The sequence below is a fragment of the Streptomyces sp. NBC_01304 genome (assembly GCF_035975855.1).
GTDB lineage: Bacteria > Actinomycetota > Actinomycetes > Streptomycetales > Streptomycetaceae > Streptomyces.
This window is the reverse complement of the sequence record NZ_CP109055.1, coordinates 8,435,036-8,454,288: the sequence shown is the minus strand read 5'-3', so window position 1 is coordinate 8,454,288 and position 19,253 is coordinate 8,435,036. Positions and strand designations below refer to the sequence as shown.

16 protein-coding genes are annotated in these 19,253 nt (G+C 72.0%); 4 read left to right on the top strand and 12 right to left on the bottom strand.

Features of this window, described 5'->3' with window-relative positions; translation table 11 throughout:
* Positions 1–14 precede the first annotated feature (14 nt).
* Together OG430_RS37635 and OG430_RS37630 are read right to left on the bottom strand one after the other, a co-directional pair.
* Entirely contained in the window at positions 15–1,637 is a 1,623-nt protein-coding gene (locus tag OG430_RS37635) for a flavin monoamine oxidase family protein (protein ID WP_327357135.1), read from the bottom strand.
* A gap of 14 nt (positions 1,638–1,651) precedes the next feature.
* Complete coding sequence (locus OG430_RS37630) at positions 1,652–3,196, bottom strand: APC family permease (protein ID WP_327357134.1); 1,545 nt, start codon at positions 3,194–3,196, stop codon at positions 1,652–1,654.
* 160 nt (positions 3,197–3,356) lie between these two features.
* Here OG430_RS37630 and OG430_RS37625 point away from each other — a divergent pair, with 160 nt between their 5' ends.
* Positions 3,357–5,009: a PucR family transcriptional regulator gene (locus OG430_RS37625; RefSeq protein ID WP_327357133.1), complete on the top strand. Its 1,653-nt coding sequence runs from the start codon at positions 3,357–3,359 to the stop codon at positions 5,007–5,009.
* A gap of 17 nt (positions 5,010–5,026) precedes the next feature.
* On the opposite strand, the gene OG430_RS37620 is transcribed toward OG430_RS37625, so the two are convergent.
* From OG430_RS37620 to recN, 3 genes are all read right to left on the bottom strand, one after another.
* Positions 5,027–6,181, bottom strand: a complete 1,155-nt coding sequence (locus OG430_RS37620; protein WP_327357132.1) for a glycosyltransferase family 4 protein — start codon at positions 6,179–6,181, stop codon at positions 5,027–5,029.
* Positions 6,182–6,700: 519 nt separating this feature from the next.
* Positions 6,701–7,486 carry a hypothetical protein gene (locus tag OG430_RS37615; RefSeq protein WP_327357131.1) on the bottom strand — a complete coding sequence of 262 codons (786 nt, stop codon included), beginning with the start codon at positions 7,484–7,486 and terminating at the stop codon, positions 6,701–6,703.
* Between the two features lie 179 nt (positions 7,487–7,665).
* Positions 7,666–9,393 carry a DNA repair protein RecN gene (gene recN / locus OG430_RS37610; RefSeq protein WP_327359401.1) on the bottom strand — a complete coding sequence of 576 codons (1,728 nt, stop codon included), beginning with the start codon at positions 9,391–9,393 and terminating at the stop codon, positions 7,666–7,668.
* A 296-nt stretch (positions 9,394–9,689) separates the two neighbouring features.
* Here recN and OG430_RS37605 point away from each other — a divergent pair, with 296 nt between their 5' ends.
* Positions 9,690–11,030 carry an ABC transporter permease gene (locus OG430_RS37605; protein ID WP_327357130.1) on the top strand — a complete coding sequence of 447 codons (1,341 nt, stop codon included), beginning with the start codon at positions 9,690–9,692 and terminating at the stop codon, positions 11,028–11,030.
* Positions 11,031–11,175: 145 nt separating this feature from the next.
* Here the strand turns inward: OG430_RS37605 and OG430_RS37600 are convergent, their stop codons facing one another.
* From OG430_RS37600 to OG430_RS37590, 3 genes are read right to left on the bottom strand one after another with little or no spacing between them, the layout of a single operon-like run.
* Entirely contained in the window at positions 11,176–12,126 is a 951-nt protein-coding gene (locus OG430_RS37600; RefSeq protein ID WP_442816625.1) for an NAD kinase, read from the bottom strand.
* Complete coding sequence (locus OG430_RS37595; protein ID WP_327357129.1) at positions 12,123–12,938, bottom strand: TlyA family RNA methyltransferase; 816 nt, start codon at positions 12,936–12,938, stop codon at positions 12,123–12,125. The genes OG430_RS37600 and OG430_RS37595 overlap by 4 nt, the downstream gene beginning before the upstream one ends.
* A 7-nt stretch (positions 12,939–12,945) precedes the next feature.
* The gene (locus tag OG430_RS37590; protein ID WP_327357128.1) at positions 12,946–13,266 is read right to left on the bottom strand and encodes a hypothetical protein; all 321 of its coding nucleotides are present in this window, start codon (positions 13,264–13,266) and stop codon (positions 12,946–12,948) included.
* A gap of 42 nt (positions 13,267–13,308) precedes the next feature.
* Here OG430_RS37590 and OG430_RS37585 point away from each other — a divergent pair, with 42 nt between their 5' ends.
* Positions 13,309–13,656 carry an SCP2 sterol-binding domain-containing protein gene (locus OG430_RS37585; RefSeq protein WP_327357127.1) on the top strand — a complete coding sequence of 116 codons (348 nt, stop codon included), beginning with the start codon at positions 13,309–13,311 and terminating at the stop codon, positions 13,654–13,656.
* A 40-nt stretch (positions 13,657–13,696) separates the two neighbouring features.
* On the opposite strand, the gene OG430_RS37580 is transcribed toward OG430_RS37585, so the two are convergent.
* From OG430_RS37580 to OG430_RS37565, 4 genes are all read right to left on the bottom strand, one after another.
* Positions 13,697–14,575 carry an ABC transporter ATP-binding protein gene (locus tag OG430_RS37580; protein WP_442816757.1) on the bottom strand — a complete coding sequence of 293 codons (879 nt, stop codon included), beginning with the start codon at positions 14,573–14,575 and terminating at the stop codon, positions 13,697–13,699.
* A gap of 11 nt (positions 14,576–14,586) precedes the next feature.
* A complete protein-coding gene (locus OG430_RS37575; protein ID WP_327357126.1) occupies positions 14,587–15,615 on the bottom strand; it encodes a FecCD family ABC transporter permease in 1,029 nt (342 codons plus the stop codon).
* The gene (locus OG430_RS37570; RefSeq protein WP_327357125.1) at positions 15,612–16,673 is read right to left on the bottom strand and encodes a FecCD family ABC transporter permease; all 1,062 of its coding nucleotides are present in this window, start codon (positions 16,671–16,673) and stop codon (positions 15,612–15,614) included. The genes OG430_RS37575 and OG430_RS37570 overlap by 4 nt, the downstream gene beginning before the upstream one ends.
* Before the next feature lie 148 nt (positions 16,674–16,821).
* Positions 16,822–17,850: an HAD hydrolase-like protein gene (locus OG430_RS37565; RefSeq protein ID WP_327357124.1), complete on the bottom strand. Its 1,029-nt coding sequence runs from the start codon at positions 17,848–17,850 to the stop codon at positions 16,822–16,824.
* A gap of 72 nt (positions 17,851–17,922) precedes the next feature.
* On the opposite strand from OG430_RS37565, the gene OG430_RS37560 reads away from it, so the two are divergent.
* Positions 17,923–19,197 carry a DUF1015 domain-containing protein gene (locus tag OG430_RS37560; protein WP_327357123.1) on the top strand — a complete coding sequence of 425 codons (1,275 nt, stop codon included), beginning with the start codon at positions 17,923–17,925 and terminating at the stop codon, positions 19,195–19,197.
* Positions 19,198–19,253 lie beyond the last annotated feature (56 nt).

Genomic DNA, 19,253 nt, shown 5'->3' with positions numbered 1-19,253 from the left:
GGGACTCAACTCCCTTACAGCAGCTTGCCGATGACCTCCCTGGCGGCGCGCTCGCCCTCGGTCGCGCCGCCCTCCATGAAGCCCTGGAAGTCGTAGCTGCAGTGCTCGCCGCCGATGTGGACGTTGCCCTGCGGCGTGCCCTCGTAGCCGGCGTAGCGGTGGAGATAGCTCACCGGCCAGTACGAGTACGCGCCCAGGGCGTAGGGGTTGCGGTGCCAGGCGGAGAGCTGGGCCCTGCCGGTCCACTTCGCCGACGTGCCGGGGAAGAAGGCATCGATGCCCTTGAGGCGCTTTGTCGCCAAGTCGCGTACGTAGCGGTCGGATTCGGTGGCGAAGGGTGTGGCCGGGGTCAGGGCCTTGGCCAGGCTGCCGCTGCCGTACTGGATGAGGATGCCGCCCGTGCCCGGCTGGATCTTGGTGGTGTCCCAGGTCTGCTGGACGTCCGTGTCGGTGAAGCAGTCGCCCGCCGAGACGCCCGGCCAGGCGCCGGTGCCGCGCCAAGGGCGGCTGCTGAACTGCATGTTGAGCTTGGTGCAGTGGCCCATGCGGGCGTCGCGCAGCAGGTTCGTCATGCGGGGATCGAAGCCCGCCTTGGTGAGGTCGAGCTGCTGCAGGATCGGCAGCGGGACACAGAGGATCGTGTGGTCGGCGGTGACCGTGCGGGTGGCGCCTGCCTCGGTGAAGGTGAGGGTTTGGGTGCCGTCGGTGTTCGCGCGGACCGCTGTCAGGGAAAAGCCCTGGCGGATCGTGCCGTCGGGCAGGAAGTCGGCGATGGCGTGCGGGAGTTGACCGTTGCCGCCGGTGATGTGGTAGCGCTCGTTGGACAGGCCCCAGATGTTGAAGTTGCCGGGATTGGGCTGGTAGCCCATCAGCAGGACGAGGGCGAGGGCTGACTGCTGGTCGGTGTCGGCGCCGTACTCGACGTTGTACGCGACGTCGAAGAAGCGGCCGAGCGGTGAGGCGTGGCCGCCGGGGACGCGGGAGTCGATCCACTCGTAAATCGACATGTTGTCCAGGGCGGTGCCGGTCGGGGTCGTCTGGTTCCAGAAGACCTCGCCGGAGTCCTGCAGGTCGCGGTGCAGGGACTGGTAGACGGCGTTGAAGTCCTCGTCGGCCTGCTCGCGCGGGTAGTAGCCGCCGTTGAACCAGAGGACTTCCTCGGCGCCGCCCGGGCCGCCGCCGAGGAAGTCCTCGGTGGGCAGGTCGAAGCGGCGACAGAGTTCGAGGATCTTCTTGTGGCTGGTGTCGATCAGCTCGCCGCCGATCTCGGAGGTCTGGCCGTACGCCCAGTGGTCGCGCTGGGACCACATGCGGCCGCCGACCCGGTCCGGATTGGCTTCGTAGAGCGTGCAGCCCAGGCCCGCGTCGTGCAGGGTCAGGGCGGCGGTCAGGCCCGCGATGCCGGCGCCCACGACCGCGATGCGGGGTGCGGCCGCGGCGCTTCGGGCCGGGGCGGGGGCCGCCGTGGCGAGCGTGGGGGACGCCACGGTCGCGCCGAGGCCCAGGGCGGCGGCCCGCGCGAGCAGTTGACGACGGGAGGCGCCGCGTACCTCGGCGGCGGGGAGGCGGAGTCTTCGGGCGGCGCTGTGCTGTGCGGCGAGCTGCTTCAGGGCGTGCATGGGTTGCGTACGTGCCATGGGAGCGAGCCTCCTCAGACCGTGGTGGTCTTTGCCTCGGTGACTGCTTCGGTGTCGTCGCGCTCGGCCGCGTCCTCCAGGACGATGCGGCCGATGATCTCGTAGCGGGCCGGCTGCCTGGCCTTGAGATAGAGGCCGAGACCGAGGCCGCCGAAGAAGACCACGCCGACGATCCACGGGATGGCCTTGAAGAAGACCGAGTCTGCGGCGAGGCCGGCGGCGGTCTCCATGTTCAGCACCAGGAGGACCACGACCGCGATCATGCCGATGCCGCCGAGCAGCGGCGCGGTGAAGGTCTTGAACCAGTGCCGGTCCTCGGGGTGGTTCTTGCGGAAGTAGCCGATGACGGCGAAGGAGCACAGGGTCTGCACGATGAGGATCGCCATCGTGCCGAGGATCGCGAGCAGTGTGTACAGGTGGATGTACGGGTCCTGGTCGGTGAGCCAGAAAACGCCGACAAGGAGGACGGCGATCGCGGACTGGACGTACGAGGCGATGTGCGGGGAACCGTGCTTGGGGTGCGTACGGCCGAGGGAGGGGTGCAGGAAGCCCTCGCGGCCGATCGCGTACAGATAGCGCGAGGCGCACTGGTGGAAGGCCATGCCGCAGGCGAACGAGCCGGTGATGAGCAGCCATTGGAAGGTGTCGACGGCCCAGGCGCCGATGAAGGTGTGGGCCGGGGCGAAGAACAGGTCGAGCGGGGTGGCCGAGGACGAGATCTTGACCGACCCGGACAACCCGTTGCCCGCGATCGTCATCCAGGAGACGTAGATGTAGAACAGGCCGACGCCGACGACCGAAATCAACGTCGCGCGCGGGATGACCTTTTTGGGGTTCCTGGACTCCTCGCCGTACATGGCTGTCGACTCGAAGCCCACCCACGACCAGAAGGCGAAGAACAGACCGAGTCCGGCGGAGGCGCCGGTGAAGGCGTTCTTGGGGTTGATGGGCTCCAGCGGGATGCCGTCCGGGCCGCCGCCGTGCAGCGCGACCGCCGTGGCCACCGCGAACAGCACGGCGATCTCGGCGACCAGCATGACGCCGAGCGCCTTCGCTGTGAGATTGATGTCGAAGTGCGCCAGGATGCCGGTCACGGCGAGCATCGCGGCCGCGTACAGGATCCAGGGGAGATCCACACCGAGCTGTTCGTGGACGGTCGTCCTGGTGAAGTAGGCGAAGACCCCGACGATCGACGCCTCGAAGACGACGTACGCGAGGACCGCGAGCATCCCCGAGGCCATCCCGGCGATGCGGCCGAGGCCGTGCGACACATAGCCGTAGAAGGCGCCCGCGGCGGTGATCCGCTTGGCCATGGCGACGTAGCCGACGGAGAACACGGTGAGGACGAGCGTGGCGAAGAGATACCCGGCGGGCGCGCCCGTGCCGTTGCCGAAGCCGACCGCGATGGGCAGGTTTCCGGTCATCGCGGTGATCGGCGCGGCGGTGGCCACCGCCATGAACACCACGCCGACGAGACCGACGGAGTTCGCCTTGAGCCGGTGCACCTCGCGCGGCTGTGCCTCAGGTGGCTGTACGTCGCGGGTGGGAGTGTCTGTCATGGCGGCGCAGCCTGCCCGAGAGTGACGCACGCCACAAGCGACAGTAAGTCGCGCAATCGCCTTGTGCGGACGACGAGTTGTCTGGTTCCCGGCCCTCGTGATCGGTCCCGTAATCGGCGGGTGATGTTCCTGGAACGTGGCCGCGGGTAGCGTCGCGCGAATGGACACTCAGGGCACCTCGGGCATGCAGGGCACACCGGCCGGGATCACCGTGCAGCGCGCCCTCGAGCTGCCCGGACTGCGCGGCGGGCTCCCGGAGGTCGTGGCCGGCGGCGAGCGGCTGCAGCGGAGCGTGCGGTGGGTGCACGCGGGCGAGGTCCCGAACATCGCGTCGCTGCTCAAGGGCGGCGAGCTGCTGCTGACCACGGGCCTCGGCCTCGGCACCCGGCCCGCCGAGCAGCGCGCCTTCGTAAGGAAGCTGGCAGAGCGCGGAATCGCCGCCCTGGTGGTCGAGTTGGGGCCGCGCTTCACCCGGCTGCCCGCGGCCCTGGTGGACACCGCGCGTGCGGCCGGTCTGCCGCTGGTGCAGCTGCACCGCGAGGTGCCCTTCGTGACCGTGACCGAAGAAGTGCACACCGAGATCGTCAACGGCCACTACGCGCTGCTGCAGCAGGCCGACGAGGTGCACCGGCGCTGTACCCAGGCGCTGCTCGGCGGGGGCGGCATCCCGCAGGTCCTGTCGGTGCTCGCCGACTTCAGCGGCAACCCGGTGTTCCTGGAGACGGCCGACGAGCAGCTCCTGTACGCGGCCGGGCCCACGTCGGACACGGCCGCGTGCGATCCGCTGCAGGTGTGGGAGGGGCTGCGCGGCCGCGCGCGGGGCGACGGTCCGCCGGCCGGGGCGGTCCTGGTGGACGTGCCGGGCGGCGGGTCGGCGGCGGGGCTCGGGGTGCGGGCCCGGATCGTGCTGCTAGGGGTGTCGTCGGCGCTGCTTCCGGTGCACCGGATCGCGGCCGAGCGGGCGGCGGGCAGCCTTGCCGTGGTGCTGATGCAGGCCCGGCAGGAGGAGGAGCTGGCGGCTCGGGGGCGCGGCGACTTCCTGACCGACCTGGCGCAGGGGCGCATCACGGCGGAGGACGCGCCCGCGCAGGCCCGGGTGCTCGGGTTCAAGCCGGGCACGGGACCGCTCCTGCCGGTGGTGATGCGGCTCGCGGACGGGTCGTCGCCGTCCGGGAGTTGGTCGGTCCTGGCGCGGGCGGTCTCCGAGGAGCTGGCGTCCGTCGGGGTTCCGGTCCTTTTGGGCGTACGTCCCGTCGAAGGGCGGGTGCCGCTGCTGCTCGGGCTGCGCACGGAGTCGGAGCGTACGGCGGTGGCCGACCGGGTCGCGGCGGCGCTGCGGGCCGGGGTCGAGCGGGCGGGGATGCAGCGGGCGGGGCTGCAGCCGCCGGTCGTGGTCGTGGGGGTCGCCGGCGGCTGGGCGGCGGCCTCGGCGGGGCTTCGGCACGCGGCGGAGACGGCCACCGCGGCGCAGGGGCTCAGCGACCGGGCCTGGTACGACGCTCGGCGTCTGGACACCGACCTGCTGCTTTGGCGGCTGCGCGACCATCCGGACCTGGCGGCCTTCGTGGAGCGGGCGATCGGCCCGCTGCGCGAGCACGACCAGCGCTCCAAGCCGCCGCTGCTGCCCACCCTGGAGACGTATCTCGCGCACGCGGGCCGCAAGGCCGAGACGGCACGCGAGCTGCATCTGAACCGGCAGACGCTCTACAACCGGCTCGCCCGGATCGCGGAGCTGCTGGGCACCGACCTGGACGACCCGCAGACGGTGCTCGCGCTGAGCCTGGCGCTGCGGGCTCGGCGGCATGTGCCGTAACTCGCAGGGCGGGGCGCTCAGTGGGCGAAGGGCTGCGCCAACTCGTCGTACACGCTGAGGATCTGCGCGACCGTCTCGTCCTCGGTCGGCCAACTCGCCGCCTGCGCAAGCCCCCTGCCCCGCAGCCACTCCCGCCGCGCCGGATCGGCGAGCAGCCCCGCGACGGCCCCGGCAAGCGCGGACGCGTCCCCGTACGGCACCAGCTCGGCCGCGTCCCCCACCAGCTCCGGCACCCCGCCCACCGCGGTCGCCACCAGCGGTACGCCGCCGTGCAGCGCCTCATGGGCGAGCACCGAGCGGGACTCCCAACGGCTGGGCAGCACCGCGACGTCGGCCGCGGCGAGCAGCTCGCGCACATCGCTCCGGCTGCCCACGAGCCGCACCGGCAGCCCCTCCGCGTCGATCCGCCGCTGCAGCGCACCCCGCTGCGGCCCCTCCCCGGCGATCACAAGGAGCGGCACCGGGTCGAGCGCCCGCCACGCGCGCGTGGCGTCGAGGAGCGTGGGATAGCCCCGATGCCGGTCGAGCGACCCGACGGCCATGAGCAACGGCCGGTCCACCGCGCCCAGTTCGGCCCGGGCCTTGTGCCGCAGCCGGTCGGGGTCCTCGTGTGCCTCGGCGCCTCGCGGTGCGGGGAAGGCGATGGGGGCGAGCCGGGCGTCCCGGGCACCTCTGCTGCGGGCCCGGTCGACCAGTTCGGAGGAGGTGCCGAGGACGACCGCCGAGGCCTTGGCGACACGCTTCTCGAGCAGCCGCTGAACCTGGGCCCGCGCCCCTTCCGCGTGCGCGCGCGTGTGCCAGGTGACGACGAGCGGGGTACGCCGGCCGTCGGCCTTGACGCGGCGGGCGGGCAGCGCGAGCGAGGAGCGGATCGCGGCGTGCAGACCGTGCGCGTGGATCAGGTCGGCGTCCGCACAGGCGGTCCGCAGAGCGGCGACCGAAGCGGGGTCGCTGCGGCGCGGCACGGGCACGAAGGACGCCCCCGCACCCGCGAAGTCGTAGATCCGGTCGAGCTCCGTGGGCGCGCACACCGTGACGCGCACACCGCGGGCGACGAGTCCCGCGGCCAGTGACCTGACATGGGCACTGCTGCCCACGCTGCCGCCGCCGAGCACTTGCACGGTACGCAGGGGCGGCTTGCCCTGCGGTGGCTGGCTGCTCACGTGACTCACGCGGCCTGGACTCCTGGGTCGGCGTCGGGCGGGGCGCGCCCCGCGTGGTGACAGGGCGCGAAGTGCTCCGCCAAGGATGCCAGTCCGTACGGGAGTTCCGGCACCGCCGATGGGGCGGTCCTGTGCGGGGCCGTCGCGGAAATACACCGGATCACTCGTACGGGTGACGCGGGACGGGCGACAAGTCCCGGATGGTCCTTGCCTGTTAGGGCGGTTCGGGCCCCGCTCAAAGTTGCCGGCTTGGAGCGTTTCAGGCCCACCGGAGGTCGCCCGCTCAGAGCGGCGCAGGCCTGCTGGAAGTGCCTGCTTGGCGCGGCTCAGGCCCTTTTGAAGTGCATGCCTGGTGCTGCTCGGGCCCTCTTGAAATGCATGCCTGGCGCGGCTCGGGCCCTCTTGAAACGCCTACGTGGCACGGCTCAGGCCCTCTTGAAATGCCTACCTGGCGATTACTCAGGCCCTCTTGAAACGCCCCGCGCAGCGCGGTTCGGGCCCGCTTGAAGCACACTCGCCTGCCGCGTCTCACACCCGCGGCAGCGCCTTCACGGCCCGGCTCACCGCATCCCCGCAGGCGGCCGCCGCGACGAGCCCCGCGGCATGCGCGACGAGCCCGAACCGACCGTTGCCGGCAACGATCGCCGCACCCAGCGCCGCGCCCAGCGCATGCGCGCCGGTGTCGCCGATCATGGTGCGCTCCCCCAGATCGTCGGCAAGGACGGCCGCGGCGGCGCCCATCGGGGCGGCGGCGAGGGCGCCTTGCGGCTTCAGTAGACCCGGGGCGCCGAGCGCGAGCACGGTGGAGGCGGCGGCTCCCGGCCGTACGTCCACGAGGTTGACGAAGTGCGCGGTGCCCGCGATGACCACGCCGGCAAGCACCTTGTCGACGGCCCGCTCCTTGAGCAGAGCTCCCGCGACCAGTCCCACTCCCCCGATGCCGATGAGCTTCACCGCACCGCTGGTGACCTCGCCGTCCCGCAGCGCCCCGAGGTGTGCCCGGAACCCGCGCCGCGCATCGCCGGCTCCCACGACATCGTCGTACGCGCCGCAGAGACCGGCCCCGACAACGGCGAGCGAGGCGGCACCACGCACGCGTGCCGGCAGATTCCGCGCGGCAACGCCTCCGGCGACCGCGCCGACGGCGGCCGCGGGTCCCGCGCAGAGGTCGACGGTGCGCCCCGCGTAGTTCTTCCGCTCCCACTGTCCCGCGCCGCCGGGCTTGAGCTTGCGCAGCGCGAGATATCCGGCGCGGGTGGCGGCGACGGCGGTGAAGAGGGCGACGGCACGCTGGTTGATCCGGGCTGAACTCATGATCCGGACCCTACGTGGGCACTTGGCGGGTCCTGCCGGGCAGGGCGTGCTCCGGCGAGGACAGCCCGTCCGGCGTTCGAGGACCGGGACCCGGGGCCCAGCGGCAGCACCCCGACGAGCCGCCCGGAACCAGGGCGGCCCCGGCGCAGACCCGGGCCCGGGCGCACCGGGCCCCGCCCTCAGCCGGAGGCCCGCGCCGCTGCCAGCAACTCCTCCGCGTGCGCCCGGGCCGTCTCCGAGTCCTCCTGGCCGGCCAGCATCCGCGACAGCTCCCGCACCCGCTCCTCGCCCTCCAGGACCTTCACCCCGGACCGGGTCACGGACCCGTCATTGGTCTTCTCGACCAGCAACTGCCGGTCCGCGAAGGCCGCGACCTGCGGCAGGTGCGTGACGACCACGACCTGCGCGGTCCGGGCGAGCCGGGCCAGGCGCCTGCCGACCTCCACGGCCGCCTTGCCGCCGACGCCCGCGTCCACCTCGTCGAAGAGATAGGTCGGCACCGGGTCGGAGCCCGCGAACACGACCTCCACCGCGAGCATCACCCGCGACAGCTCACCACCGGACGCGCCCTTGGCGATCGGCCGCGGCGGCGCCCCGGGGTGCGGGGCAAGCAGCAGCTCGACCTCGTCGACGCCGCTCGGCGTATAGGCGACCAGGCGGCCGCCGACCTCGATGCCGTCCCCGCCCTCCGCGACCTCGGTCTGCTGGATGTCGATGCTCACGCGCGCGTGCGGCATGGCCAGTGAGGCCAGCTCGTCCGTGACGGCTGCCGCGAAGCGCGACGCCGCCTCGGTGCGCGCATCGGTCAACGCCTGGGCGAGACCGGCCAGTTCGGCCCCGAGGGCGTCCCGCTCCCCGGCCAGGTCGCCGATGCGGTCGTCGTCACCGTCGAGTTCGGTGAGCCGGGCCGCGCTCTGCTCGGCCCAGGCCAGGACCGCGTTGATGTCCTGGCCGTACTTGCGCGTCAGCTGGGTCAGCGCCGCCCGGCGCTCCTCGACCGCCGCGAGCCGCAGCGGATCGGCGTCCAGGTCGTCGGCGTACCCGGCGAGCTCGCCCGCCACATCGCCGAGGAGGATCCCGATCTCGCCGAGCCGCTCGGCCAGCGCGGACAGTGCGGGGTCGTGGGAACGTACGGCATCCAGCGCCCGCTGCGCCCCGCCCACGAGCAGCCCGGCGTCGACGCCCTCCGGGTCCTCGGGGTTGCCCGCCAGGGCCCCGTGCGCGGCCGTCGCGGCGGACGCGAGGGCCTCCGCGTGCCCGAGCCGCTCCGCCTCCGAGGCGAGTTCGACGTCCTCGCCCGCGCGCGGCTCCACCGCTGCGATCTCGTCGAGCCCGAAGCGCAGCAGGTCGGCCTCCTGAGCGCGTTCTCGCGCGCGCGTGGTCAGCTCGTCGAGCTCCGCCACCACGGCCCTCAACCGCCGGTACGCGGCCGAGTACTTGGCGAGCGGCACGGCCACCGCGTCCCCCGCGTACCGGTCGAGCGCACCGCGCTGGCGGGCCGGCTTGAGCAGGCCCTGCTGATCCGTCTGGCCGTGCACGGCGACCAGGTCGTCCGCGAGCTCCCCGAGCAGCCCCACCGGCACCGAACGGCCACCCAGATGCGCCCGGGAGCGCCCCTCGGCGGAGACGGTACGGCTGATGAGCAGCGCTCCGTCGTCGAGTTCGGCCCCGGCCTCCTCGGCGCGCACGATCGCGGCAGCGCCCGGGGGCACGGCGATCCGGCCCTCCACGACCGCCGACTTGGCGCCGATCCGCACCAGCGCCGGGTCGGCGCGACCGCCGAGCAACAGGCCAAGGCTGGTCACCACCATGGTTTTGCCCGCGCCGGTCTCGCCGGTCACCGCGGTGAAACCGGGTGACAGCTCGACCACCGCGTCGTCGATGACTCCGAGCGACCGTATCCGCATCTCCTCCAACACGGACACGACCTTACGAGGTCAGGGGGCCGGTGTGCGACGGGCCCTGCCTCTGGGTTGTGAAGCCGCAGGTGGTGAGGGGGCGCTGTCACCCGCTGGGGTGGGCGGTTCGTCCCAGAAGTGCCCTGGAAATGCCCTGGAAGTGCCCTGGAAGTGCCCCGAGCATGCCCCGGACGTGATCCGGAAGGGCCCACCCGGCAGAACGTACGGGGTGGGGACAACCCCCGGTCGAGGTCTGCGGGCCGCACCATGGTCCGGCCCGGCCACCGGCAAGGACCCTGGAGATCATGAAGACCGGACTGTCCAGAGCGGCCCTGCGCGGCCACCTGCCCGCGTTCGTCGGCACCGCGGTGGCGGCGCTGTTCGCCGCCGCGGTGGTGAGCGCGAGCACCATGATGCTGATCTCTACGAGCACCGACGGAGTGTCCGCGGCCGCCCGCAAGCAGCTCACCGAGAACTCCGTGGGCGACATGGCGGCAGTCCTGCTCATCGGCTCGGTCTACATGTCGATCTTCGTGGTCGCGTCGACGATGGGCACGGCCGTCGTCCAGCAGCATCGCGAACTGGCCCTCGTCCGGGCGATCGGCGGCCGGCCCCGGCAGATCCGCCGAGCGGTGGCGGCCCAGGCGCTCGCCGCGTCCGTGCCGGCCGCCCTACTGGGCTTCGGGCTCGGCGGCGTACTGGCCCGGCTCTGGTTCGACGGCATGGTGTCGCACGGCCTGGTCCCGGCCGAGGTGACGTTCCGCTTCAGCTGGGTCGCCCTGCCGGTGTGCCTGGGCGTGGCCATCGTGACGTCGACGCTGGCCGCCGTCCTGTCCTCGCTCCGCTTCTCGCTGCTGCGCCCGTCCAGGGCCCTGGACGAGGCGTCGGCGGGCAGGCGCGGCCTGGGCTTCGTTCGGGCCCCGCTGGGCCTGATCGCGGTGGCGGGCGGCTGCGTACTGTCCGTGGTCCTGACCGGACAGCCGGCGGACAAGGCGGGCCAGGGCGCCTTCCTGGTCCTCATCCTGTTCTGCGTGGGCGCGGGCCTGCTCGGCCCGCGCATCGTCGGCCCGGCGGCCTGGCTGGTGTCGTCCCTGGTCGGCCGCTTCGGCAGCAGCGCACGGCTCGCGATGCTGAACGTACGCTCCCAGCCGAGGCGCTTCTCGGCCGCGGTCGTCCCCTTGGTCCTGGTCGTCGGCTTCGGCCTCACCAAGATTGCGATGCACACCACGGCCCAGCACCACACCGGTTCGGCGGGCAGCACGGGCGAGGTGTGGCTGGACTACATGGGAACCGCCCTGTACGCGGGCTTCGCAGCCATAGCCGCGGCCAACACCCTCGCCATGATCTCCTTCGAACGCCGCCGCGACGTGGCCCTGCTCCGCATCATCGGCACCCTGCCCCGCCAGGTACGGGCGATGGCGGCATGGGAGGCCCTGGTGGTCGCGGGAACGGCCCTACTGCTCGGCACGGCGATCGCACTGGCAACACTGGCCCCGATCCTGAGCACGGCTTTCGGCTCGCCGTGGCCGTACGTTCCGGGGGCGATGCTTGGCGGGATCGGCGGGGCAACGCTGCTCCTGGCCCTACTGGCGACGGGCCTGCCGGTCCAGTCGGTACTACGACGCAAACTCAGCCCGTCCGCATAAATCAGCCCGGCCGCATGAATCAGCCCGTCCGGCGTTTGAGGACAGAGGCCGAAGGCCGATCCAGGGGCCAGGGGCGAAGCCCCAGTCGTCGAAGACTTTCGGGAAGGGGCGGGGCGGGGAGAAAAATCCCCCGCCCCGGGACGGCCTAGTGCGGCGCCCCGCGCCAACCAGAAACCGGCAAGGCGAACTTGGCGACAAGTCGATCCGCGAACGAAGCGTGATGCAGCCGAGCCAGCCGCACCGGCACGGCCCCCCGCCGAACCTCGACCCGCGCCCCCGACGGCAACGACACGGTCCGCCGCCCGTCACACCACAACACCCCATGCGGCGTATGCGGCTGCACCTCCACCGCAAGCACCGAATCAGGCGACGTGACAAGCGGCTTGGCAAAGAGCGCATGCGCACTGATCGGCACCATCAGCAGCGCCTCGACCTCGGGCCACACCACGGGCCCACCGGCCGAGAAGGCATACGCGGTCGACCCGGTCGGGGTCGCACACACAATGCCGTCACACCCGAAGCCCGAAACGGGCCGCCCGTCGATCTCGAGCACCACCTCGAGCATCCGCTCCGGCGACACCTTCTGGACCGCGGCCTCGTTCAGCGCCCAATCCGCGTGCACGACATTGCCGTTGTTGCGTACGAGCACATCGAGGGTCATCCGCTCCTCGACCTCGTACTCCCGGGTGACCACCCGGTCGACGACCTTGTCGAGGTCGTCCCGCTCGGCCTCGGCGAGGAACCCGACCCGCCCCAGATTGACGCCGAGCATCGGCACCCCGGAGGCACGGGCGAACTCGGCACCGCGCAGCAGCGTGCCGTCCCCGCCGAGGACGACGATCAGCTCGCAGTCGTCGAGGACTTCGGGCGTCGCCTCGGCGACCCGTTCCGCCTCGGGCGGCAACGGCAGATCACAGGCCTCGGCTTCGAGGACACGTACGCCGAGACCGGACTTGAGCAGTCCCCGAACGACGAGTTCGGCACTCCGGATGGCAGCGGGCCGACCGGTGTGCGCCAGCAGGAAAACAGTCCGCGCAGATGCTGCAGATGCCACAGACGCGGCCGGCACTGCCGCTTCTGCCTTGTTCGTCGTCAACGAGGTCCCTCCGCCACTGCACGGTCGACATCGGCCGGGTCGAGCTCGGGCGCCCCGGCCTTGAGCCACAGAAAGTACTCGACGTTGCCGGAAGGGCCGGGCAGCGGGCTCGCGGTCACGCCCTGCACACCGAGGCCCAGCTTCCAGGCCTGCCCCGCCACGTTCCGTACCGCGTCGGCCCGCAGCTCCGGGCTGCGCACCACACCCCCGCTGCCGAGCCGCTCCTTGCCGACCTCGAACTGCGGCTTGACCATGAGCACCAGATCGGCGTCCGGCGCCGCACAGCGCGCGAGCGCGGGCAGCACGAGTCCCAGCGGGATGAAGGAAAGGTCGCCCACGACCAGGTCGACCGGCTGGTCGTCGATCGTCTCGAGCGTCAACTCCCGTACGTTCGTACGGTCCTTGACGGTGACCCGGTCGTCGCTCTGCAGCGACCACGCGAGCTGCCCGTAACCGACGTCCACGGCCACCACGTGCGCGGCCCCGGCCCGCAGCAGCACATCGGTGAAGCCACCGGTCGACGCGCCGGCGTCCAGCGCCCGCCGTCCCTCGACCGCGAGCCCCTCGGGCACGAAGGCCGCGAAGGCGCCGGCCAGCTTGTGGCCGCCGCGCGAGACGTAGTCGGGGTCGCCGTCGTCGTTCGCGACCACGATGGCGGCGCTGGTCTCCACCTGCGTGGCCGGCTTGCTCGCGGTGTTGCGGCCGACGGTCACCCGTCCGGCGGCGATCAGCTGGCTCGCGTGCTCGCGCGAGCGGGCGAGCTTGCGGCGGACCAGCTCGGCATCGAGGCGGCGGCGTGCCACTCCTGCCACGTTCGGTTCAGCTCCTGTGGTCGTGCGAAGGTCGGGGTCCGGGCGCATGCGCGGGTCCCGGCGCGGGAGCCGGCGGCCCCTGGCGTGCGTCGAGCGAGGTCAGCGCGGTACGCAGGCCTCGATGTACATCTTCGTACACCTCGATGTGTCCGTCCGTGGCGAGGTGGTCCACATCGGCCAACCGCTCGATCCGGGCGTCCACCTCGGCGTCCCCGGTGGCGGTGCGCGGTACGCCGAGGGACTCCGGCTCGGCGGGCCCGGACGCCTCTGGCTGGGGGCCCGCACAGGCCTCCGGGCCCGCCTCGGGACCCGGCATCGTGTCGCTCATGGCACGACGCTACCGCGAAGAGCTGGGGTACCGTCGATCACGATGGCGACCAAGGAGGAGTGCCGCAGCGCACTCGACAAACTCTCGGACAATCTCGCGCAGGCCGACGGGGACGTACGCAGTGCCGCGTCGCTCGACCGTTCCCTGAGCTGCCGCATCACGGACCTCGACATCACTTTCGTGGGCCGTCTCAAGGAGGGCCGGATCGAAGTTCTGGACACTCTTGAGGGCCCGCCCCGCGAGAAGGCCCAGATCCGCCTTGCGCTGACCGGCGACGACCTCGTCGCGATGGTCGGCGGCGAGCTGAACTTCGCGAAGGCCTGGGCCTCGGGCCGGGTGAAGCTGGAGGCGGGCTTCCGCGATCTGCTCCAGCTCAGAAAGCTGCTCTAGCTCTAGCCCTAGCTCCAGCTCAGTCGAGCGCCAAGGCGGCTCAGGAAGCCGCTTTGGCGACTTTCTTGGTACGCGCCGTCCGCGCGGCAGGCACCACGAGCGGCGTACCGGTCTCCGGGTCGTCGATGATCTGGCACGGCAGCTGGAACACCTCTTCCACCAGCTCGGCCGTGACGATCTCGGAGGGCGCGCCCTCCGCCACGACCTTGCCGTCCTTCAGCGCGATGAGATGCGTGGCGTACCGCGCGGCATGGTTCAGGTCGTGCAGTACGGCGACGAGCGTGCGGCCCTGCTCCTCGTGCAGCTCCGCGCAGAGGTCCAGGACGTCGATCTGGTGCTGGATGTCGAGGAAGGTGGTCGGCTCGTCGAGGAGCAGCAGCGGCGTCTGCTGGGCGAGGGCCATGGCGATCCAGACGCGCTGGCGCTGACCGCCGGAGAGTTCGTCGACATAGCGATCGGCCAGTTCGGCGACTCCGGTCGAGGCCATCGACTCCTGGACCACCCGCTCGTCCTCCGGCGACCACTGACGAAGCAGCCCCTGATGCGGGTAACGGCCGCGCGCGACCAGGTCGGCGACCGTGATCCCGTCGGGCGCGATCGACGACTGGGGCAGCAGCCCGAGCATCCGCGCGACCTTCTTCGCGGGCATCGAGTGAATGGTCTGCCCATCCAGGAGCACCCGCCCCTGCGAGGGCTTGAGCATCCGGGAAAGGGCCCGCAGGAGCGTCGACTTGCCGCAGGCGTTCGGCCCGACGATCACCGTGAAGGAGTTGTCCGGAATCTCGACCGACAGCTGTTCGGCGATGATCCGCTGGTCGTAGCCGAGGGTGACGTTGTCCGCGATCAGGCGGTTCACGGCGGTGCTCCTGCTCTTCGAAGTGTTCGTCATGTCCGGCTTCGTGATGTCCGACTTCGCCATACTCGGCTTCGTCATATCCGGCCCGCCTTGCGTTCGGTGGCGAGCAGCCACAGCAGATACACCCCGCCGAGCACACCGGTCAGTACGCCGACGGGCAGGGTGTCCGCGCCGAACGCCCGCTGCGAGGCCAGGTCCGCGACGATCAGCAGGGCGGCGCCCATCAGCATCGACGGCACCAGATTGGCCCCGGGCGAGCGGGTGAGCCGGCGCGCCAGCTGCGGCGCGGTGAGCGCCACGAAGGAGACGGGCCCGGCGGCTGCGGTCGCGGCCGCGGTGAGCAGCACGGCGCAGGTCATCAGGACGAGCCGGGTGCGCTCGACGCGGACGCCCAGGGCGTACGCCACGTCGTCGCCCATCTCGAGCATCCGCAGCGGACGCGCGTACAGGAGCGCCAGCGGCACGAGCACGACGCACAGCCAGAACAGCGGCCACACCTCCGCCCAGTCCCGCCCGTTGAGGGAACCCGCCAGCCAGGTGTAGGCGCGGGCGGCGTCGACCAGTTCGGCCTTGGTGAGCAGATAGCCGATCACCGCGGTGAGGATCGCGGCCATGCCGATGCCGACGAGCACGAGCCGGTAGCCGTGCACCCCTCGCTTCCAGGCGAGGGCGTAGATCACCGCACCGGTGATCAGCCCGCCGATCAGCGAGCCCACGGCCACCTCCCCGGCGCTCCCCTTGAAGAGGATGATCACCGCGAGCGCGCCGACCGCGGAGCCCTGCCCGAAGCCGATGATGTCCGGACTGCCCAGCGGATTGCGGGAGATGGTCTGGAAGATCGCTCCGGAGAGCCCGAGTGCGGCGCCGACCAGGAGGCCGACCAGGACTCGGGGCAGGCGCAGGTCGTTGACGATGAACTCGTGCGCCGGCTGCCCGTTGCCGAGCAGGGTGCGGATCACGTCGGCCGCGGGGATCGAGAAGTCGCCGGTGCCGATGAGGACGATGCTCGCGGCGAGCGCCACGGCCAGGAGCAGCCCGCCCACGACGAGCGCGCGCAGGTCCACGCGGACGGAGAGGCCGCTGCGGGTACGTAGGGCCTTCACAGCTGAGCCATCCTCCGGCGTCGTACGAGATAGATGAAGACCGGCCCGCCCAGGAGCACCGTGACGATGCCGACCTGCAGCTCGCCGGGCCGGGCCACCACGCGTCCGACGACATCGGCGCCGAGCAGCAGCACGGGCGAGAGGACGGTCGCGTACGGCAGGATCCAGCGCTGGTCGGGGCCGGTGAAGGCGCGGACGATGTGCGGCACCATCAGGCCGACGAAGACGATCGGGCCGCAGGCGGCGGTGGCGGCCCCGCACAGCAGCGTCGCGGCGGTCATGGCGAGGGCGCGGGTCCGGTTGACGTGGGCGCCGAGGGCGCGGGCCGTGTCGTCGCCCATGCCGATCGCGTTGAGCGGCCGGGCCAGGGCCAGGGCGAGAACGATGCCGACCGCGATGAAGGGCAGCACCTGCCCGATGGTCGTCATGTTGGCGGAGGCCAGCGAACCGACCGTCCAGAAGCGCAGTTTGTCGAGCGCCGCGTCGTCGGTGAGGATCACGGCGTTGACGTAGCCGATGAGCGCGGCGCTGACGGCCGTGCCCGCGAGCGCGAGCCGCACCGGCGTCGCGCTGCGCACCCCGCCGAGCGTGTAGACGACGACGGACACCACGGCGGCGCCCACGAAGGCGAACCACACATAGCCGCTCAGCGAGGTGATCCCGAAGAAGCTGACGGCGGAGACGACGGCGGCCGAGGCCCCCGCGTTGATGCCGAGCAGGCCCGGGTCGGCGAGCGGGTTGCGGGTCAGCGCCTGCAGCACGGCGCCGGCCAGGCCGAGGGCGCAGCCGACGAGCAGGCCGAGGATCGTGCGGGGCAGCCGGAGGTCGCGTATGACCACGTCGTTGTCGGTGCCGGTGTGCTGGAAGAGGCCGTGCCACACGTCGGCGATCGGTATCTGCTTGGCTCCGACCGCGATGCTCGCCACCACTATCAGGGCCAGCACACCGACCGATATGAGCAGTCCGGCGGCGCGCAGCGCGTTCCGCTTGCGCTGCCCGGCGGGTGCGGGCGGCGGGGGCTCGGGGGTGCGCTCTTGGGGAGGACTGTCGACCAACACCTGGTTAGGTTAGCCTACCCTGCCAGTGCTGCCGCACCCCCGGAACGCTCTGTTCCGCACGGTCGAACCACCTGGTCCGAGCCCTGCCCGGCACGTGAGGCCCGAGGCTCGAAGCCCGAGGCCCGAGCCCCGAAGCCCGCCCCGGGGCTCACAGCCCCAGCCGCGCCAGCGCCTTCCCCGAATCCAGCGCACACGCCCCGTCTCCGGCGACGGTCCACGCCGCGGCACACAGCGCCCGCAGCCCGTCCAGCGCCTCCCCGTCCCCGTCGAGCTCCAGCGCCTCGTCGCCGGCCCGCGCGACCCAGCCCCCGCACCGGAAGCCCTCGCCCTCGGCCACCACTTCGGGCTGTCCCGTGAGCATGCCGCGCAGATCGGCGTCGACGTAGGTGGGCCGGTGCTGGGGCGGCGCCGCGAGCAGCTGCGCCCCGTCCGTCACGCCGGTCAGGACGAGCAGCGAGTCGACATCGCCGTTGAAGGCGCCCTCGATGTCCGTGTCCAGGCGGTCCCCCACGACCAGCGGCTTCTTGGCCCCGGTCCGCAGAATCGTCTCGCGGTGCATCGGGGGCAACGGCTTCCCCGCGACCTGCGGCTCGGCCCCGGTCGCGATACGGACGACCTCGACCGCCGCGCCGTTGCCGGGCGCGATGCCGCGCGCGCTGGGGATCGTCAGGTCGGTGTTGGACGCGAACCACGGCACGCCCCGCGCGATCGCGTAGCAGGCCTCGGCGAACCGGCCCCAGGCCAGGTCGGGCCCGCCGAAGCCCTGCACCACCGCCGCCGGATCGTCCTCGGCCGACTCGACCGGCTCGAGCCCGCGCTCGCGCAGCGCGATCCGCAGCCCCTCGCCACCGATCACGAGCACCCGGGAACCGCTCGGCACCTGCTCGGAGATCAAACGAGCCACGGCCTGCGCCGAGTTGATGACTTCGGCCGGTTCCGTCGGCACACCGAGGTCGGTGATGTGCGCGGCCACGACCTCCGGCGGACGCAGCGCATTGTTGGTCACATACGCCAGCCGCATCCCGCCCGCACGCGCGCTGAGCAGGGAATCCACGGCGTGCACGATGGCCTCGCCACCCGCGTACACCACCCCGTCGAGGTCGAGCAGCGCCGTGTCGTACGCCTCGCTCAGCGCCTGCGCACTGCCGGCCGGGCTGGTCCTGACGGTGTGGCTCATTCCGTGTCGCTCCCTTTGTCGATACGTCTCCCCCAATCATCTCGTACTCATCTGCACACATACGATGCAGCAATGAACACCAGAGGTCCTGCGGCCGAAGGCCTGCACCTGATCCCGTTCCGCGGACTGCGCTACGTCCCCGAACGGGTCGGCAGCCTGGCCGCCGTGACCTCCCCGCCGTACGACGTCGTCGTACGCCCCGACGGACTGCTGCACCTGGAGTCGGCCGACCCGCACAACATCGTCCGACTGATCCTGCCGCAGGCCGACACGGTCGCCGCCCGCAACCAGCAGGCCGCCGACACCCTGCGCCGCTGGCTCGCCGAGGGCGTCCTCGCACCGGATCAGAGCCCTGCGCTGTACGTCTACGAGCAGCGCAACGGCGACATGCTGCAGCGCGGTGTGATCGGAGCGCTCGAACTCACCGAGGCCGCGGAGGGCGTCGTACTGCCGCACGAGGACGTCATGCCGCACATCGTCGCGGACCGCGCCGCCCTGATGCGCACCACGGCCGCCAACCTGGAGCCCCTCCTCCTCACCTACCGCAGCGACGGCACCGCGACCGGCGCGACGGCGGTCATCGAACGCACCGCCCGCACCACCCCGCTCCTGGCCACCACCACCGAGGACGGCTACAGCCACCGCCTCTGGGCGGTCACCGACCCGGCCGACCTGGCCGAGGTACGCACCGACCTCTCCCACCGCCAGGCCCTGATCGCCGACGGCCACCACCGCTGGGCGACCTATCTGCGGCTGCGCGGCGAGCACCACGACTCCGCCGCCTGGGACTTCGGCCTGGTCCTCCTGGTGGACACGGCCCGCTACCCGCTCCGGGTCCGCGCCATCCACCGTCTGCTGCACCAACTCCCGGTCTCCCAGGCCCTCGAGGCGGTTTCGGACGTCTTCCGCATACGCCGCATCGACGGCGACCTGCCGCGCGCCATGGAAGCCCTGGCCGAAGCGGCCGCCGAGTCCAACGCCTTCCTGCTGGCCGGCGACGGCGCCTTCCACCTGATCGACCGCCCGTCCCCGGCCATGCTCGATCACACGATCCGCAAGGATCGCCCCGAGGCCTGGCGCACCCTGGACGCGACGGTCCTGCACTCCACGCTCCTGGACCACATCTGGCAGATCCCGGACGCCCCGGAGCACATCGCGTACATCCACGACACGGCCGCGACCGTCGAGAAGGCGGAGCGCGACGGCGGTACGGCGGTCCTGATGCACCCCGTCCGCGAGGAGGTCGTCCGCGACCTGGCCCGCCAGGGCGTGACCATGCCCCGCAAGTCGACTTCCTTCGGCCCGAAGCCGGCCACCGGTCTGGTACTGCGCAGCCTCACCCACTGATCCGGCCGGAGCACCCGGACACGCAAAAGGGCGGGACCACAGAGGTCCCGCCCTTT